The 20,132-nt window shown below is 42.5% G+C and carries 14 protein-coding genes; all 14 read right to left on the bottom strand.

Annotation, left to right across the window (positions count from 1 at the left end; translation table 11 throughout):
* Nucleotides 1–3 precede the first annotated feature (3 nt).
* On the bottom strand, nt 4–1,035 hold the full coding sequence (locus DN068_RS04915) for a GNAT family N-acetyltransferase (protein WP_110997779.1): 1,032 nt from the start codon (nt 1,033–1,035) through the stop codon (nt 4–6).
* 41 nt (nt 1,036–1,076) lie between these two features.
* The gene (locus DN068_RS04910; protein WP_110997778.1) at nt 1,077–2,174 is read right to left on the bottom strand and encodes a hypothetical protein; all 1,098 of its coding nucleotides are present in this window, start codon (nt 2,172–2,174) and stop codon (nt 1,077–1,079) included.
* Nucleotides 2,167–2,730 (bottom strand): GNAT family N-acetyltransferase, encoded by a 564-nt coding sequence (locus DN068_RS04905; RefSeq protein WP_110997777.1) that lies wholly within the window; start codon nt 2,728–2,730, stop codon nt 2,167–2,169. Before DN068_RS04905 ends, DN068_RS04910 begins: the two co-directional genes overlap by 8 nt.
* 2 nt (nt 2,731–2,732) lie before the next feature.
* The gene (locus DN068_RS04900; RefSeq protein WP_317047133.1) at nt 2,733–3,377 is read right to left on the bottom strand and encodes a sugar transferase; all 645 of its coding nucleotides are present in this window, start codon (nt 3,375–3,377) and stop codon (nt 2,733–2,735) included.
* Entirely contained in the window at nt 3,367–4,590 is a 1,224-nt protein-coding gene (locus DN068_RS04895; protein WP_110997776.1) for a glycosyltransferase family 4 protein, read from the bottom strand. The genes DN068_RS04900 and DN068_RS04895 overlap by 11 nt, the downstream gene beginning before the upstream one ends.
* A 2-nt stretch (nt 4,591–4,592) precedes the next feature.
* Nucleotides 4,593–5,846 carry an O-antigen ligase family protein gene (locus DN068_RS04890; RefSeq protein WP_110997775.1) on the bottom strand — a complete coding sequence of 418 codons (1,254 nt, stop codon included), beginning with the start codon at nt 5,844–5,846 and terminating at the stop codon, nt 4,593–4,595.
* Nucleotides 5,830–7,047 (bottom strand): hypothetical protein, encoded by a 1,218-nt coding sequence (locus DN068_RS04885; RefSeq protein ID WP_110997774.1) that lies wholly within the window; start codon nt 7,045–7,047, stop codon nt 5,830–5,832. Before DN068_RS04885 ends, DN068_RS04890 begins: the two co-directional genes overlap by 17 nt.
* Before the next feature lie 32 nt (nt 7,048–7,079).
* Entirely contained in the window at nt 7,080–9,512 is a 2,433-nt protein-coding gene (locus DN068_RS04880) for a GumC family protein (RefSeq protein WP_110997773.1), read from the bottom strand.
* Between the two features lie 39 nt (nt 9,513–9,551).
* Nucleotides 9,552–10,397, bottom strand: coding sequence for a polysaccharide biosynthesis/export family protein (locus DN068_RS04875; protein WP_207798856.1), 846 nt, complete (start codon nt 10,395–10,397; stop codon nt 9,552–9,554).
* 23 nt (nt 10,398–10,420) lie between these two features.
* Nucleotides 10,421–12,292, bottom strand: a complete 1,872-nt coding sequence (locus DN068_RS04870; protein ID WP_243630106.1) for a polysaccharide biosynthesis protein — start codon at nt 12,290–12,292, stop codon at nt 10,421–10,423.
* Between the two features lie 706 nt (nt 12,293–12,998).
* Nucleotides 12,999–14,096: a phytase gene (locus tag DN068_RS04865; RefSeq protein ID WP_243630103.1), complete on the bottom strand. Its 1,098-nt coding sequence runs from the start codon at nt 14,094–14,096 to the stop codon at nt 12,999–13,001.
* A gap of 55 nt (nt 14,097–14,151) precedes the next feature.
* Nucleotides 14,152–15,405 (bottom strand): right-handed parallel beta-helix repeat-containing protein, encoded by a 1,254-nt coding sequence (locus tag DN068_RS04860; RefSeq protein ID WP_110997834.1) that lies wholly within the window; start codon nt 15,403–15,405, stop codon nt 14,152–14,154.
* 34 nt (nt 15,406–15,439) lie between these two features.
* Nucleotides 15,440–18,193, bottom strand: coding sequence for a TonB-dependent receptor (locus tag DN068_RS04855; protein WP_110997771.1), 2,754 nt, complete (start codon nt 18,191–18,193; stop codon nt 15,440–15,442).
* A 267-nt stretch (nt 18,194–18,460) separates the two neighbouring features.
* The gene (locus tag DN068_RS04850) at nt 18,461–20,083 is read right to left on the bottom strand and encodes a tetratricopeptide repeat protein (RefSeq protein WP_110997770.1); all 1,623 of its coding nucleotides are present in this window, start codon (nt 20,081–20,083) and stop codon (nt 18,461–18,463) included.
* Nucleotides 20,084–20,132 lie beyond the last annotated feature (49 nt).

Below are 20,132 nucleotides of genomic sequence, written 5' to 3'. Positions count from 1 at the left end.
GTGTTAACCTCTGTAGAGTGGAAAATAATTAGGATTGAGTGTTTTCTCTTTTTGCTTTTGGGCAACCAGCTCTTCATACACTGGTTGATTGGCAACAAGCTGCCAGACTCTGTATGTAAAATTCAAATCGGAAAAACCTGCTTTGAAAAGGAATAAAGAATCGTCATCGCTACCGCCAACACCACCACCCAGATGCAGATATTGCAGACCCATCTCAGATCCTATCAGACGGGCCTCGTCAATCACGAGCTTCATCGGGGCATCCAGAATATAGGTCTCACTCGTGCCGGCGAGATGATATTGCATAATATTGCGCGTGGCCGTAAAAATAGCACCGGCGGCAACTTCACCATCTTTATATGCTAACAGCAAAAACGATGTGAAGTCTTCAGAGTTCAGAAAATTCCGGAAATAATCTTCATCGAAATAATAAGACTCTTGCGCATTTACACGATCCATTGTCTGTGTATAAATGTCCACAAAGGCTTTTATTTCAGAAGCGGTATCTGCTTTTTTAACTGTGTATCCACTGCGACGCAACACGTTCAGTCTATACTTAAATGCTTTACGATATTGCTGCCGCTGCAAATCTACCGGCAATGAAAGATCGATTGCAACAGTCTTGTTCAGCTGGATCACTTTTCCTAACGGATCCAGGAAACTATCCTGCTCAATAATAGGATGCATGCGCGTAAACGCTGCAACAATCTTTTCTTTACTCACAAACACTTTCAGCTCTTCCTGAAAGTCGATCAAAAGCTGTGGCGGCAATGACTCTGGTGGCTTACTACTAATAGGTCCAGCATATCCATACACCGATGTGCAGTCATAATATTGCGTTCCGGGAATCGGTCGCTTTACCAATGGGAATGCGATAAAATCATCCGCTTCATTGGCAACGACAAACAAAAAAGGTGTTCCCGAATGTTCTAATTCATGATAAGAATGGCAGTGATGGAAATCATAGCTGATAGAACGATCAACAAGCTCCTTCCATTTTGCTTTATCCGTTAATTGAATCGTGTAACTACTCATAATTAAATTCGTTTTTCAGGATGTATAATATCATGATGTCCCTAAAGACTGATAGTGGCATTTTGTATTTCTGATTTAAAAAGATCCGATTGAGCCCAGTGCTGTAATGTCTTTGCCATATACGCTATATCATTTGCATCATAGCGTATATCAACATGCAACAGCAACATGCTATCAGAAAAGTCCCGCCCCTGTGCGGTTGGTTGATTGGGCCACAAGACTGCCGTATAAATATTCCGTGCTGCGAGATAGGCCCTCAACCGATCTCTGATTTCCTTTGATTCGTTTAGAATAATCAAGCCCAATGGCACCTCATCAATTTGATATCCCTGCACGGTTTCAAAATCTACATCGATCAGTTCCTGAAGCAATTTCAAATTCCTGGTTTTAGTTTCGATCAAACTATTTACAGGAACGTAATTGATCATCCGAAAACCAAATTCAGGCAATGGTCCCTGGATCCTGATGTCGGAATACATCGATTCGGATTCGATAAATAAATCTCTAAAATCTTGTTTAGCCACATTCCCGCCATTTAAATATTCCGCCTTCAATACCATTGCTGACAGATTCATGAAAAAACAGGAATTGACAAATGAACGTTCATCGCCCACGTTGACGGGCAACTGCTTTCTTTTTGGAGACCACAACAAACCGCCGGCAGGAATCGGCATCGTCTTTCTTAGTGAAGCGATACAAAAATCTGCGCTGCTTCGTAATGCCCATGCTGAAACAGGATTGTGTGTATGATCTTCTATCACCACTGCTTTCTCAACATTCAATACTTTGGTTTTTTGACACCCGAAATAATTAACGATGAAAATAGCGGTATCTGCAGTATCGAACGCGGCAAACTGGCTAGAATCGAATTCAGCAACATACGGCCCGTCGTTGTAGTATAACACATCAATATCCAAACGTCTGATGTAATCAATCACACCATGACAGAAATATTCGGGAAAACAGATGCGTTTCCATCCTAGATTTTCGATCCCGTTTTTGATAAGGCTATACAACGCTGTCCTTCCTGAGAAATGAAGCTGATAATCCTTGCCCAGATAGTCTTCGAGAAACTTTTTGCCTTTGATTTCCGGGCACTCAGCTAAATAGTGGAAGTCCGAACCGTACTCTTTAATCATTTTCCCAGTAGTTATTTTCCTTCAGCAGATTGAAATAATCATCTCTGGTAATCCCTACCACTACCTGATCCCACCATTGGTTTCTTCTGAAGTAATGATTCTTCTTCACACCTTCTACCTGCCAGCCGCATTTTTTTGTATATACACCAATTGAAGCTTCGTTATACGAAATCATCGATCCGTTCATTCTCATCAAACCCATTTCTTCAAAAGCAAATCTGCTCACTGCCATGATGGTATCAACGCCATATCCTTTTCCTCTCATGTCCTTGTCGCCTAACAACATCCCATGAAATGCATTCCGGTCTTTCCAGTTTACATCTACGAGATTTGCCATACCAATCAAACCCAGGTCGGGAGTATGAATTGCAAAACGCTGATTGTTGCTGCTAAGAGATAGCGACTGAAACCACTTATCCTGGTCCTGCATGCCAGAAGGAAAATGCCATCCTGCCAGCATATAGTTGATCTCAGGATCGTTTGACCATTTGTTCAGTAACTCCAGATCTTCTTTCTCAATCGCTCTTAACACAACTTTTTTCCCTTTGATATTCATGTCTATTTCTTTTTAAAATGATTGGCGCTTAAATTTTTACTGATTCCGATATCATCAACATCGTCTACCGTTTGTCCGTTTACGATTGTGCTTGACTTAAAAAGGACAGATTTAATTGTCATCAAAATGATTTTCATATCTAGCTGCAATGAGATATTGTCTACGTAATACACATCATTTATAAACCGTTCGCTAAACTTCATTGTGTTTCTTCCCTTCACTTGCGCAAGGCCCGTAATACCCGGCCTTACTTTATGCCTGCGTTTTTGTTCTACGCTGTATAAAGGCAGATACTCCGGTAATAACGGACGAGGCCCTATCAGACTCATGTCACCTTTCAGCACATTGATCAATTGAGGGATTTCATCTAAAGAAGTTTTACGTACTAGACTGCCGATTCTGGTCAACCGCTCTACGTCCGGCAACAGAACCCCTTGTGCATCTTTGCGGTCTGTCATCGTTTTAAACTTAATCACCTTAAAGATGGTCTCCCCTTTTCCCGGTCTCCGTTGTGTAAAAAATGGTTTCCCATCGTTTACAAAAAACAGCAGTATCGTCAGCACAAGGAATACCGGCGATAACAGCAGGAATGCTACGATGGCTACAAAAAAATCCAACAGTCGTTTGAAGAGATTTTTATACAACATGCTCCAGTATTTTCAAATATTGTTGCGCAGCTACATCAAGCGAATATTTTTCTGCGGCTACTTGTCGCGCATTTTTACCGTGCAATTCCAGCAAAGTCGTGTCATTGATATATTTCCCAAATCGCATAGCTTCTTTGCCAATATTTTCTTCTCTGTAGTCAAATACAAAGCCCATGTTCCGTTCACGGATTACATTTGCCTGCCATCCTTCATAATTGACCAATACCGGGCGTCCCGCAGCAAGACAATCAAAAAACTTATTTGCAGAATTTGCCCAAAGTTCTTTTATCGGTACATAGAACGAAGAGGCCACCGTCACTTCCGAATACAATTGCGGCAACATCGCTTTAGGTATCGGGTCCAGGAAGAAAAGATTTTTTCCCAACACGCCTTTCTCTGCTGCATACTGTTTCAGACCCGCCTTCTCGTTACCATCGCCCAGCAAGAGGAACATAATATCCTCATCGATTGATTGTGCACGAATGGCGATGTCAATCATAAATTTCAAACCATTAGCACTGCCGAGCGTACCAGCATACAACAATGATTTCTTCGGTTGAAAGCCTATCAGGGACTTGATAAATTCTTTACCCGGCTCAAAGTTTTCAAACCGGCGCAACTCCGATATATTCGGAATAACGGTTACTTTATCTGTCGGTGTATCGGTATTTCGAAGAATGGAAGTTTTCATATCATCAGACAACGCGACAACATGTTTAGATTTCCGGTAAGTATGCTGTTCAAATTTCTCGAGTAAAGAAATAACTGCTTTATTTTTTAAGGCTCCGATGGCAACAGGTGCTTCGGGCCAAACATCTCTTACCTCAAAAATAAATGGCTTCTTGTGGCGCATCGCTTTGTACAAAGCAGGCACCGCAATGGTCAGCGGCGTTGAGGTAGCGAGCACTACATCAGCGTCCAGCTTCGCGACGTACTTTGAAGCCTCGTACATGAAGCCCATAAAGGCTTTGACGCGTTGTTTAAAATTTTGTTTCTGATCATAATGAAGATCGAGAATGTGTACGTTTATTCCGTTGCATTCCTTTACGGTCCATTTTTGTGTGTACGGTGCAAAATTTTTCAGATAGGCGCTGCTCGTGATCATGGTCACTTTGTGCCCTGCTTCTACAAACCGTGTCGCAAGATCATACGAACGGGTACCGCCGGCATTGCTCGGCAACGTAAAGTACTGGTGTATGTAAATGATATGCATAGTTATATTGTTTGTGATAACTCGGTGATTGAATAGATATCGACGTTTTGATGCTGAACAGGCGATGTATTTCTGCCAGCGCGTTTGAGCAATTGACCAACGGTAAAAAGCAACAACGAATAAAGCAGGAAGAAGCGCAGATCACCCAGATCACCACTTACCAGTGAATTCATAAAAGTGTACATGGTGATCAACATTAAAAACAGATAGATAGGATCGCGTACCATTTTTCTTGTCCTTAGAATTCTGCCGAATAAAACAAGGATGAACACAATACAAAGTACACCTGTTACCAAACCCTCCTCTACAAACATCTCTACAATAAAATTGTGCGGATAGTCAGCTCCATGATCTGCACTCGGAGCATATCTTGCATAGTTCCCAAATCCAATGCCCAGTATATTCTCCGAAAAAATCTTTTGTGATTCTACGTATTTCATCTGGCGGCTTTCCGAAGATGATCCACTGGTAAGGCTCGCAGCATCCGAACCACCCATAATACGAGAAATAGCCGCATTCTCTGAAAATGATTCTAATCCTACCAAAGCTGCAATACCGATCACGCCGAGAATGACTATTGATTTTTTGAAACCGTACCGGATAAAATAGTAAGTACAAAGCACTGGTACCAGGGTAAACAACGGACCACGACTCCCTGATAAAAGGATCAGCACTGTACCGACACACAAAATGATTAGTCTTCGCTTTTGGGAAAACGGAAATACCAGCGTGTAGAGGATCGAGTAAGAAACCCAGCGTGCAAATACTATGGGACCACCACCCATTACCGACAAACGGCTGTTTTCTTCGTCTCCGCCACCAGCACCACCTCTGAGCAGGGCTACGATTCCTCCCAGAAACAAAAAAACAGAAACGAAGAAAACCACCCGTAAAAATTTATCGATGTTATCATACTTAAACGATCGCAACACAAAAGATGGCAGAAATATGATCAGCAAAAGCGCCGACATTTTATCCATCGAATAGTCGAACGTATCGTTGAGGCCGTTTTTGATATTACCCATTAAACCGAATATGGCTACCGAACTAAGCAATATAAAGTAAGTGATGCTCTCCTTGTCTTTGAAAGAACGGAACCCGTTCTTTCCACAGAAGATCAGCAAAGACAGCAGATATAACCCAAAGAAAAACTCAGATATAGGCAGGCCGAAGAAGTCAAGCCGGTCATCATACAGCTTTCCGATGGAAAAAATAAATGCGAGCGGTATGTAGGCTAAGCTATTTTTTAATGACATAACCCAACGTAATAATCAAAAACACAGTTAATATCCAACTGAACCAGGTCTCGAGATTCGCGATGTGGAACAATGGAATGAGCGCCAGAAATACAAGCAATACAGCCAATATGACCAATACAATTTTCCGGCCAAGTTTCAGCGTGCTGCCATCATTATCAACACCGCGCAGATAGTTATAGTATAACTGCAGCAATGAGGTTGATAACAACATCGGCACATAAGCGTGAAACAGGTAGCTGGTGCGCGAAATATCCTTTACATGATAACGATGCAATACTTCGTTGATATGGCCAAACACCAGTGGTGAGGTTACGAGATAAACACCGGCATACATGATAATCACTAGTCCAAAAACTCTGAAAATGGATTTCTTAGTCGGATTGGCTTCGATGAAAACAGTTGAAATAGATTTAGTCACCAACGTGTCTGCAGCAATAATAAAAATGCTGGCGAGATTGAAAAAATAAATATCATCATGATAGTAAATACTGTAGAGTACTTTCAAAAAGATGACGATGAAATAAGTGAGATTACCAATCACAAATACCGAAAAATCGAAGTCGGAAAAACGAATCAGATTTTCGTTGGGCGCAGCTGCAATTTCCTTCGGGCTAATGGTTTTACCATTCCAGGTATAGCGCGAATGACTAAACACAGAGATCAGACGATTCATCAGCACACCGACAATACCGAGTGCATAGCTTAGCGGTACTACAAACATCACCAATGTTGTGTTTGATACCAGCACTCCCCTGTTAAAGCGCTTGTAATTACCATTTGCCAGATTGATAATATAGCCGATATTAAAGAAGAACAAACCGGAAAGCAGCAACGCAAAGAACATACTGTAACCAATACTCTCCCAGGATTTACGTCCGAGAATGGCGAAATAACAGATGTCGAGCACAAGAAAGGTGACCATAAATGAAGTGGCCGCGATCTTATATGCCTGCTTTTTCAGCACCGGAACCTTTTCCTGATTATCGCTCAGCAATCGCTTGAACTTGGGCAGCAAATTTGTTATCAGGCTCTGTGGATTGAAAAATATATTGGTCAGCTCCGCAAAAGAGGAGTACTTGAGGTACACCAGAAATTTGGCGGATGAACCGAAAAAATAAAAGATAAACAGCTCTCTCAGGATGCCCAGGATCTTGGCAACAAACTGGGTACGGATGAGATGCAGAATTTTCTTTTTCATTGTAGTCTGGTATGATTGTATGTTTACCGGCTTTAGTTAAGTCCTCCCTTCTGGGCCATCAATTTCAGGCGCGCGATCAAACCTTGTTTGTCTTCAACATCATCATCGCCTTCGTAATAGCTGTCGTATCCGTAGTATCCGGCATAACTGTAACCGTAGTTGTAATCATAATATCCGTTGCCAGCTTTCACATCGTTGACAACAAGACTCAGCTGCGGCATTTTACGACCGGTATAGAGCTCGTTTACGAAATTGAGCTGTTGTTTATAAGTGTAGCCCTGACGAACTACATAAAGCGTTGCATCCACTTGCTGATCGAGCAACTGCGCATCTGTAACCAGCCCAATCGGTGCCGTATCTACCACGATATAATCGAAATGTTCGCGGAGTTCTTCGAAGAACGTATTTACCGCCGGCATCATAAGCAACTCTGCAGGATTTGGTGGTACAGGGCCGGAGGTAACAACGGTGAGGTTTTCATTTGAATCAGCAACCTGCAAAATATCTTCCAGTTTCGCCTGACCAACAATATAATTCGTAAACCCGCGGCTTCTTTCCAGGCGGAGTTTCTTCGCAATTTTTGGTTTGCGCAGATCGAGGTCCACCAATACCACTTTCTTTCCAGTCAGTGCCAAAGCGCTTGCCAGATTGATTGCCACAAACGATTTACCTTCACCGCTCATCGTTGACGTAAGCGCAATGGTTTTATGATTGCCGGCCTTGAGTAAGAACTGAACATTGGTACGTAATACACGGAATTGTTCTGAAAGTTTGTCGCGGCTTGCACGCTCTACAACGATTGCTGCCTCTTCTGTATTATGTCCGATTTCTCCAACAATAGCCACCTTCGTTTTATCGGTGATATCGTCCTTGGTTTCAATTCTTGTATTGACCAGATTTTTGATATAAATAGCTGATCCTGGAATGAGCAAACCGAGCAGGATTGCAGTCAGGAACACAACAGCCTTCTTAGGTTTGTACGGATCATTTTCACTTTTTGCAGGATCTATAATTCGTACGTTCGCCAGCGTAGAAGACTTCTGCACTGCGGTTTCTTCGCGCTTCTGCAGTAAGAAGAGATATAACTCCTGCTTTATATTCTGCTGACGCGAATATTCAAGAAACACTCTTTCCTTCGTTGGCACTTGTTTAATTTTTTCATCAAGTCCTCCCGTTCGGGCCTGCAATTCACGAATGCCCGTCTGCAATTCGCGCTTTAACGAAGCCAGACTATTATTGATATCTCCACGCAGATTGTCAGACTGCTGATCCATATTGCGCACCATCGGATTTTCTTCGGTGGTAGACATCAACATACGTTCGCGCTCCAGCTGGACACCATTGTATTTATCAATCAATGCCACAAACGTCGGATCCTGCAATACCAGTGACGATGGCACAACGCGACGGTTGTTTACATTTTCATGCAGATATTTTTGCAGTGACTCTACGATACTGAGCTGCACTTCGCTCTGCGTGAGCTGCTTCATATAATCGCTCGTACTACCCAAAAGGATTTTAGACTCTTCACCAATATCTGTCAGTTCATTTTCCTTTTTAAATGCTTCAATTTTCTTCTCGATTCCTGTCAACTCCTCTCCTACTAATGCTACACGGTCATCAATAAAACGCATCGTGCTGTCTGCAATTTTATTTTTATCATCCACATTTGCCTGCAGATAAACATTGATCAGTTTATTCAAAGCATCTTCACCCTGATGTGGAATGTTTGATTGCAATGACAGATTGATAAGCGTTACCTGCTTATTGACAACATTCGCCGTCAGTGCTTTTCTATAATCTTCCACTGCTTCATCGGTGCTCTGCACATCCACACGATATTCCTCTTCGTCTGCCTTTACGAGCGGATTTTTAATCACTTGCAATTTCCCGATTGGCAAACTAACGGTCTGTCCGAATTTACCTTTCCAGTCTACATTATTACATTTCTTGCCGCTGCATTTAAGTGCTATGTTGTCCCCATTTATCTTGACTGAAAACGTGTACATATCCTTGCTTACAGAATCTTCGTAGAGCGGGATAAACACAAAATGAAACGGAACATCTTCATACAGCGGTGTTTTTTTGACACGGCCGGAAGAAAAATAATTAACGTTAAGCTGCATATCTCTTACTACAGACTCCATCAGGCTGCGGCTTTTAAAGATTTCAACTTCGTTGTCCACATTACCCTTACCTGATAAGAAACCAAGATCTTCCAGTAATTGCTTACCATCCATGTTTCCGGCCTTCTGATCATCGTTGATCAAAACGGTCGCGTTTATTTTATAAGCAGGTGTGCTGTAGCGTAGTAAAACGAAGGATAAAATGAGCGTCAGAAAAAGACTCACAGCAAACCATACCCAATGGCTCATGACTATGCCGATCAGTTTGTGTACGTTCAAACTGCCCTCTTCCTGCTGCTCCGCTGCTACGATATGATTCGTATAATTCTTGTCTTGCATCGATTCTCTTGCTTAATGATCTTTATTTAAAACGCTGGCTTAAAAATTCACTCTGGTCAACAATACTATGAGCACGGTAAGACCCGATGCTATAAGCGTTACATTGCGTGTACGCACGGCATCTGTAGATGCTGCTTTTGATTTTGCCGGCTCTACATATACCATATCCCCCTGGCGGAGATAGAAATAAGGAGAGGCAAAAATTTCACTGGAATTGATATTGAAACGAACAAATTTCTTATCGCCGTTTTCTTCACGAATCAGCAACACGTTTTCTCTTTTACCGAAAATGGTAAGATCACCGGCCATGCCCAAGGCATCGAGAATACTTACTTTCTCGTTGGGAACAACATAGGTGGAAGGGCGCGCCACCTCACCAAGAACCGTGATTGTAAAATTGGCAAAGCGCACATTCACCACCGGATCTTTATAATATTTCGCAGCCTTTGATGAAATAAGATCACGGGCTTCCGCGGTCGTAAGACCCGCCACTTTTATCATACCCACAAGCGGCAATTGAAGCTGACCATCCTTATCTACCATGTATCCCGGAGCAGTAACAGTAGCTTGTCCGGCAGACGACATTACATTTTGTGGCGTAACATTCGAAGGATTGTTAGCGGCAAGAATAGTGTTTGTCTGAGGATCGAGCGTTTGTACCGTCACCTGAAGAATATCCTTCGGCTGAATTCTCGGATCAGAATAATAAGTAGGCAGAGAAGCCACTGGCACATTATGCACACTGTCTTTGATGTCTTTCAGATAGCTGATGTTTTTGTAATTATTGCAAGCTGAAAAAACAGTTAATACGCACAGCAATAGCAGTGCCAGGCAAGGTTTTATGCCTTTCATCAATTTGGTCATTTCTTCTGGTGGTTTCTTCAATAGTTAATACAAACTGACTTTCGTCAGGCGCGCACATCGAGTTTTTCGTACACAGAATTGTTGCTGATAAACTCCGGAACGATCTCCTTCATGTAGCGTACTGTATCGATGGTGTAGTGCATGCGGGCAGAGTTAATCAGTCTTTCAATTTTCTGACTGATCTCTACGAAATCATACTCACGCACTTTTGCGATCATAATTTTCTCGTGATAGGTGGCTACGGTATTCTCTGCGTTATTTAAAAGCTCTTCATACAATTTTTCACCTGGTCTCAGACCGGTAAATGCAATCTTGATATCAAGATCAGGTTCTTTACCGGCGAGGCTGATCATTTTGCGCGCGAGGTCTACAATCTTCACTGGTTTACCCATGTCGAAGACGAAAATCTCGCCACCGTTACCCATGGTGCCAGCCTCAATTACCAGCTGGCAGGCCTCCGGAATGGTCATGAAATAACGGGTAATCTCTGGATGTGTCACGGTGATAGGGCCACCCTTCGAAAGTTGTTCTTTAAATCTTGGAATCACTGAGCCATTTGAGCCGAGTACATTGCCAAAACGGGTGGTTACAAAACGAGTTGGATATAAGCCTAATGATTTGTCCTGATGATTTTGCTGCACATGATGGAAATAGCTCTGGGCATATATTTCAGCAATGCGCTTTGATGCCCCCATAATATTTGTCGGATTTACCGCCTTATCGGTAGACACCATCACAAACTTCTCCACGTTGTGCGCTACAGAAAGTTCTACGAGGTTTTTGGTACCTAATATATTATTCAGTACAGCCAATGAAGGATTATCTTCCATCAACGGTACGTGCTTGTAGGCAGCTGCGTGGAAGACAACATCCGGATGATACACTTCAAAGATCTGCTCCATGCGCATACGATCACAGATATCCCCCATCATGGATTTTACCGGTACGTCTTTGAAACGTTCATTCAGTTCCAATCCCAGGTCATGCATCGGCGTTTCAGCTTTATCACAAAGTATCAGCAACGATGGATTGTACCGTGTCAACTGCCTTACAAGCTCGCTGCCGATAGAACCTGCAGCACCGGTAATCAAAATCTTTTTGCCACTATATTCCTCTTTTACGCGTGCGTTCTCAATCTGAATCACATCACGTTCCAGCAAATCTTCGATACGAATATCTTTCAGTTGATCTGGCTTCAGTTTACCATCTATCCATTGCTGAATCGGCGGTACCTGCTGTACGTGAATACCATAATCAAGACAGGTATCAACGAGATAATTCAGTTTTTCTTTCGCTATATTTCTACTCGCAATAACTAACAATTCAACACCTGCGTTGGATAGTTTTTTTATGCCAGTCTCTGTAGACGTATAAATAGGAATGCCTTCCAGCGCCTTATTCGACAATCTATATTCATCATCGAGGAATGCGACAACTTCCATGTTACTCTTCGGATACTCGTTGAGTACACGTTTCGCCAACAGCCCATGCTCGTCTGTATTATATACTGCAGCTTTGATTTTAATGCTGCTGTCCATCTTCAGGCTTTGCGAATAACTGTTGAAAAGCTGTTTTACAATCAGTCGATACCCGATCACACAACAGTTTACGATAAAGAAATTAATCAGAATAACAGATGCAGGGATCTGCGTTTGATCTGTAAGTACAGACAACGTAAAATCAAGTCCAACGTATGTTACAGACACGATGAGGTTAATGAGCAGAAAACGCCCCGTGTCTTCAAGTGTCGTATGACGTACAACTCCCGAAAAACTTTTAAATGCACCGAACACGATCGCATTTATGACCAGCACCAGGTTTACAACCAGCAACAGCTGATAATTCCCAAGTGCAGAGACATTAAAGTTAAACCTCAGCAGGTAGGACAATAGCAGGGACGCGGCAACACATGCCATGTCCAGCAGGAATATGATCCACCTGGGCAAAAACTTCAAACGTACCAACATAAGCGTTTGTATAAGTATAGTTATCCCATTAGCAGGTTTGGCCTGCTTTAAAAACTCCAGTAAGTAATCTTAAGTGCGGTGATTATCTCTTTCTCAAATAATCAGATTGTAACAACAGCTCTCTCCTTCTGTTGCGAACCCAAATATAGTAATTGAATGATAAATCCTATACAATGAAAAATAAATTTTTGATTAACTCCATTTGTGATAAGGCTCTTCTGTAGGCCTTTAAAACGAAATAAGCGTAATGGAGATGTGCTGCCTCTTACATGAGCAATAGCATTCAGCGTACGGTTTTTCATAATGAGTTGTTATTAAAGATGAGCTTCAAACATCTTTTAAACAACAACCGTGCCAAATCAATTTTCATCACTTTTTTTGCGAAACACAGGATTAACTAAACGTCGAAATTCAACTCGCAATTTTTTATTACCAACAATTTGCGAGGGTTCGACATCAGAAAAATCGGACATATATTTTGTAACAGTGGCGGCTTATATCTACCCAAATCCGAAGTACACAAATTGGGACTGTCGAATTTTTCAACACCACAAAAATGAAAAAAGGCTTTCAACACAATCGTGCCAAAAGCCTTTCCATAAAGGATTACATAAGATAAAACATCGCAGTAATGCGATTAAAAATTGTGTCCTTTCTATTTTATCTGTTGCAATTCTTTGCCCGCAATATCTTCCCAACGATACAAATGAAATGTCCTGTCATTGCTCATCGCAACAAACAAGCCATGTGGAAACCCGCTACCCAAAGGCATTGCAACCGTCTCTGATCCATCGCTCTGCGTCGCACTCACGTTTACTACCTTGAGCAATTTGTGTTCGTACGGATCTGTTTCTGTTCCTTCTCTGTTAAACACATGAAAGCGATTAGCACCTTGATCAGAGACAAGAATATAGCCAGTTGTGTTTGTCAGCTGGTAGATAGATATGCCTTCATGATCTTCTGTGAAACCGGAAGTAGCGAACAATGCGAGCTCATTATTACCTTTGTCCGCATCTGCATAGTACTGACGTACGCCAACGCCTTCATCCGAATAATAAATATAACCGAGCGCGTCGTCGACCGCAATCGCTTCAATTTCTTTCTTGCCGCTGTATTTACCGAATTTGCGTACCAGCGTAGCTTTCACGTTTCCCGTACCATCATCTTCGAGCAAATACTGTCCAAGATATCCTTCGGAAGGACCATTCTTTCTGCCCACGATCGCAAATATTTTTCCTTCTTTATTTTTATACATGGAGATGCCCATCAAATCACGATAGCCAGCTCCGTTATCGCCCACAAACATTTCCAGGCCACCGTTATCAACTGGCTTCATATCAGGCAGGGAATAAATGCGCAACTTGTGCGTGAGCCGCTCCGTAGCCACAGCAATATCTGTTGGCTGACCGTTGAGCATTAGACCATATTCTACATCTACATTGTTCGGGCGTTTTAACCCATGTACCACTTTATCTGTTTTGATTTTACCATCAAGACCAAAAACATAAAGCGCACCATCTTCTTCTTTATCGGTTCCAATGATCAGACTTTGTCCGGGATCCTTTGGGTTAATCCATACGGCAGGATCGTCTGAATCATGCTTCACTGGCTCTGTTACAGCAACAGGCTTTACTACTCCATCTGTTACCACTGTATTTTTAGGCAAAGCCGCTTCCTGTTTGCAAGCCGCGAAAGCAATCGCACTAAGCAAAATATAATTCGTGTATTTCAACATCTGATTTTTATTAGGCATAACAAAGGCAGGCTTAGAAGTTCTTAAACCATAAACCTGCCTTTGAAAAAAGAAATTAGTTAGTACCGTAAGCACCTATATAAGTAGCGGGCTCAGGTGAAGTATAAGCCATGCCGTTCATCGTAATTGCTGTAGAAAAATGACGCGAGAAACCAGTTTTACCTGCGTTCAGTGCTGGAGAACCAGCCTGCAGATGGAAATCCCATGCAGTATTGAATGTCCCGTTTGCCATATCTGTGCTCGTAGGATAGTTGACAAATTTAGGATCATTGTCTCCGACAGTTGTACTGACCATATCGTTTACACCTGTAAGGATCTCATCGGAAGGCTGAAACTGATCAACGCAAGTTTGATTCGCGCCGAAATATAAAGTGTAGCCAACGATAGAACGTGAATCTTCCGGATTGCCTTTATCGCGCTTCACACCATAACGGTCGTTGGCAAGCAGGTTGTTGTACAGATCAACATGTACTGTTTTTTCCAACCAGATAGAACCGCCTTTAGTAGTTGGTCTTCTCCAGCCGGCATTTACTACTGTGTTATTGTAACCGATTACGTAAGCTTGCGGCGTACGGTCTCCAGAATTTGAAAGTTTCAGACCATTTGTATTCGGGCTGTACACAAAATTATAAGCTACATCTGCAAGCACACCAGACTTGATATTGATAGCATCACCATTATCCAAACCTGTTGTGTAAAATTTATTGTGATCCAGAATTACCGAACCGCCTTCTATGTAAAAACCATCTTCTCTGAAATTATGTACCGCACAATTTTGCACAACCAGTTTACCGCTTACATTTGAAACATACAATGCAGGAACGTGTTCACCAGCTGCAGCCTTGTACAGGCCAGCCTTTACAGAAGCAGACTCTTCGGTTGTAACCGCACCGCCGTAGTCCATTTCTGTGTATTCAAGCAGCAACTCAGCGCATGTAGGCGCTGCGATGATGCCACCCCACAGGCCACCCCATTGATTACCACCTTTCATTTCTTCAGGAATCGTCAGATGAATTGGATTAGCTGCGGTACCGGTACAATAAAGATTGCCTTTTACAATAATCTCAGGCTTTGCATTTGAATCCACCATAATTACAGTCGCACCTTCTTCAATGGTCAGTGATTTACCTTCCGGAATGATAATAGAACCTGATACTTTGTAGGTACCGTTTTTAGCCCATGTACCGGAAACTTCACCCGATATATTTTCTTGTACAACTGGCGCCGGATCTGAGCTTTTGTCTTTCTTACAGCTCGCGAATACAGCTGAAAGCAATACTGTACTGAGTAATAATTTTCTTGTGTTCATTTTTTTGATTTTGAATATTGGAATGGAAGTTTTTTTACAATTTAAAACGCACACCAAGCAAATAAGACCGCTGGTAATAATCGCTCTGAATCAACGTTTGACCGGCCTTATCCTGATTTGGAACGCCGTCGTTTCTACTGCTGCTGTTTTTGATATATACTTTAGAAGGTGTGTTGAGAATATTGTTGACTTTCGCGAAAACAGAGAAGCGTTTATGGAATGTTTTTTCGACGGAGCAATCAAGTGTTACGAAACCTGTCTGCCAGAGATCATCGCCGTAAAACTGTGAAACCGTATTGATACGCGGCCCCACGTAAGAGCAAGCCAGTTGTGCATCCCAGCCTTTTTTACCATCAGTGTAAAGCAAGGAAAGATTTGCCACATGCGCTGCTTGTCCGTACAGCGGTCTGGTTTCATCAACTGTTATCGTCTGCAGATCACCCTGTTCATTGCGGATGCGTTGTGATTTGGGAGTGGTGATGCTGGAATGCGTATAAGTATAATTTGCTTTGATACCGAACTTGCTGAAGTACTTGATAAAGTCGATTTCCAAACCATAGTTGGTCGCTGTTCCAAAATTGCCCGGTGCATAGTAAATATCTTGTCCACGTACAGCGTCTGGCTGTAATGTAAACTCAATCGGGTTTTGAATGCGTTTATAAAATGTGCCGACCATAAACTGTTCAGAAGCGCGCGGAAACAACTCGTAACGCAGATCAATATTATCCGCTATCGCACGTTTTAAATCCGGATTACCTCGTTCCTGATAATCTTCGTTCACAACTTTGTAGGGAACAATCTCAAAGAAGCCCGGCCTGTTTACCGATCTGAAATAGGATGCACGGATATTGGTTTTCCCATTCGGCATATACTTGAAATGCAGGCTCGGCAAAACATCCGTCGTTATCTGATTACCCGTCGGACGATCTTCTCCGATCGGAAATTGCATCGAATAACCCTGATTATTGTTTTCTACTCGTACACCACCTACTACTTCGAGTTTGCGTTGCTGTACTTTAAATTGTAAATAACCAGCCGCTGTTTGTTCGGTTGCGTCATAGTTCAAAGACGTAGCCACAGAGCCTCTTGGGTTTTCTACACGCCACTGTATCTGTGTATAATCTGTAAAGTCAACGCCGTACATCGCATTCTGATTGACCGGCATCAATTGATAATTATTGTAGAAATTGGTGCGTGCCTTATCACGGTACAAACCACCGAGTTTCCATTCTACGGGCAATCCTAGCAAAGCTTTATTGTAGGTAAAATTGAAATACCCTGCAAGATCACGATCGCTATTATGGTCCCAGCGACGTGTTTCATTGTTGACCATCGTTTTGGTCTGTACGAAATTTTGCTCCGTTCCGTAAAGTGAAATCGTCGTATTGTCGGGTGCGTCATTGCTTGCTTTAGAAGCTACTGCCGACCAATCAAGTTTTAAGTTTGAACGCAACAAATGTTCGCCTTTCAACGTACTGTTTAAAATCTTCTGCGTCGTGATTCTTGAGCGGGTTGAATAATTGAGCGTAGCATTTCCCAGCTCCGGATCGTAACCTCCGATGGTAAGTTGCGTAGACGTCACATCACGTACTTGTATATTGGTAAAACTCAGGTAAGCATTATACCATTGCAATTTGTTGCGGTCGTTAAAATGATAATCCATTTTAGCGTGCACACCGTATCGCTTCTGCTGGTCTGAATAATAACGCTCACTCATATTGGTAAGCGTCACGCCTTTAAAAGTGTCTACTTTATCGTAACTATAAAAAAGGCTGTTGCTGCCGCGATAGGTATGCTGCATACTTCCGGCGACAATCACGCCAAAACGGTTGTTGAAAAAACGATTGCCGATTGCTACGCTTGCCAGCAGATTTGGCGAAGGCTTGCTTTGATTATAATCAACCGTAGAACTAGGAAAATCAGAAGCACTCGCGCTGTATTTATTACCAAACTGTTCGTAAGGAGATTGTTTATTGACACCGTGATAATCATAACTCATAAAGTCACGATCCATAAACAACTGGTTGTAGCCCGATGCCACGTTGCCCGTTACATACAAATGATCAGGTGCGTCTTTCATCACAATATTTACGGCCCCGCCTATTGCATCACCCTCCATACTCGGCGTTAATGCTTTGTACACTTCGAGGCGCTCTATCAGGTCGGAAGGAAAGATATCGAGCGGCACATAACGGTATTTATCATCCGGGCTCGGAATCTTCACGCCATTGACAAGTGTATAATTATAACGCTTGTCCATACCGCGTACCAGGGCATATTGTCCGTCACCGTTACTATTACGTTCGATAGTAATACCTGAAATACGCTGCATGGCATTTGCCACGGTGAGGTCAGGGGAGATCTGAATCGCGTGACCGGAAAGGATGTTTAAAACCTGGTCGGCATCATGCTCCATAGTGCGTGCTGTTTTGTCGCTGGCGCCATTTTTCTTCGCGGCAATGGTCACATTTTTCAGTACCGATTTTGCGTCGGGCATCAAAACCGTATTCACTACTACCGATTCATCGCCAGAGATTTTTACCGTTTGCGTGAAGGTCTTATAGGAGACATAACTAATTTTAAGTGTGTAACTCCCATCCGAAATATGCTCCAGTTTGAAGGATCCATCGAGTCCGGTTACGTCACTTACGTTTCCATTTTCGAGCACAACGATGGCACCCGTCACTGGCTCTCCAGTTTGCTGATCCGTAATATGCCCTTTCACCGTTCCGGCCAAAAGACGGATTGAGGCGATCAGAAAAAGGAAAATTAAACCTGTTTGCTTCATAAGTTTCGTGTCTTAAAAATCTCCCTGCAGTGCCGTGAAATTTTTGATGAGACAAATGTGCAATCAGGTGAAAGGGATTTGCAAATTTTGACCGTGAACAAAAAGGAAACATCGTTACAAACCACATAAACAACAAGGCAACAACGTTAACAACAACCGCACAAAACACTCATTATCAATACTGGTAACCGAAACAAAAACAGCCATTAAGGAATTGTTGCCGTAACATTACCGAATTATTAAGCCCGCCTTTTCAGGCGATTCCGACTACAACTGCTGCAAAAAAGCAGATAGATTTTCACCTTGTTCGAGCCCTAATTTCTTCCGGAGACGATAACGGGACACACGTAAACTATCCTGGGAAATGCCCAGCAACGTGGCAATGTTATCTGAACTTAAATTCATCTTTAAAAGTGCTACCAAACGGAAATCATTTGCAGTGAGATCTGCGCAATACCGCTTCAGATTATCGAAGAATTTCTGATGCACCTGCTCAAAAATATTATGGAATTCTTTCCAGTATTGTTCATGATTGAAACTTTGGTTGATTTGCTGGAGCAAAGATTTGAGTTGCTTTTTCTGATCCCGTTTTTCATCGTTCACCATTTCTTCCAACTTATTCCGGAGATCATCAAGTAGCTGATTTTTTTGAATGATGTGTAAGGTATGTGTGGTAAGCTCCTTAGATTTCTGTTCCAGATCTTGCGTCAATTGTTCTTCCTGCAATTTCTTATTGACCAGTTCTGCCTGCATCAGACCGTGTTTGGCATCGTATATCCGTTTGTTTTGCTCGTTCTGCGCCTGTTCTATCCTGATTTTCATTCGCTGCCGGCTGATAACAAGCATACCCAGCACGACTAATAATAGTATGACCACTATTACAGCAATCGTAATGAACGTAGTCGCCCGTCGTTGAATCTGCAGCTTTTCGATCTCATGATTTTTCCGCTCCATATCATAAAGCACCTGCAGAAAAGCCACTTGTTTATTGTTTTCTTTGGAATAAATCTCCTGTTGCAATTTGCGCCCCAGCTCCAGATAGTGATACGCGCTGTCATTCATGCCCATCAAATTGTAAGTCTTACCTAAATCGCGATAAGCGCTACTGGTCTGATACGTCTCATGCAATGCCAGCGAGGCCCTGAGCGCAAGTTGTGTTTGTTCCAGACCTTCACGATAATGGCCGGTTTTCCGGTACACATCACCCAGATTGTTCAACACTTCGATACCGGCCAAACGGTTTTTCGTTTGCTGGTAAATAAATAATGCCTTCTGAAAATAATGAAGTGCGGAATCGTATCGCTCCAGATCTTCATACACGCTGCCCAGGTTTTCAAATATTTTAGCAATGCCGGTTGTGTCTTTTGCGAGGCGGAATTGTTGGACAGCCTGCCGCTGAAAATGGAAGGAACTATCATACGCTCCCTGCTTTTCGTACAAATGGCCGATCTCCCCGTAGGTCTGTGCAATACCGATGGTATCGTTAAGTTTCCTGTAAATACCGAGCGCCTCCTCGTATTGTTTTCGCGACAAATCTGCCCGACGCGTATAATAATATAAGATACCCGTCTGACTCATATTATCAGCAAGCAGTTTCTGTTTGCCGGTCTCCTGAAAAATATCGCCGGCCTGCAAATGATAATCGAGCGCCTGCGAATAATGACCAAGGTGGTAACAAAGCTGCCCCATCTGCTGCAGGCAAATAGCGGCGGTCACTTCATCATGCTGCTTTACTGCCTGACTATGCTTCTGCTTTAATACCAGGAAAAGAGAATCCGGAGCGGCTGTTTCCGAAAAATAAATTTCATCGGTAGCCCGACTGTAATAAGAGGAAAGAAGGATCAACAAAAACAACTTTGCTTTCGCTGCAAAAAAATACCGTTTCTTCATAAGCTCGATCACTAAATAAAGTGCAAAGAACTGGTTTCAATATTATGTA

This window comes from Taibaiella soli (genome assembly GCF_003236175.1).
In the GTDB taxonomy this organism is placed as follows: Bacteria; Bacteroidota; Bacteroidia; order Chitinophagales; family Chitinophagaceae; genus QKTW01.
This window is presented reverse-complemented; position numbering and strand designations above follow the sequence as displayed.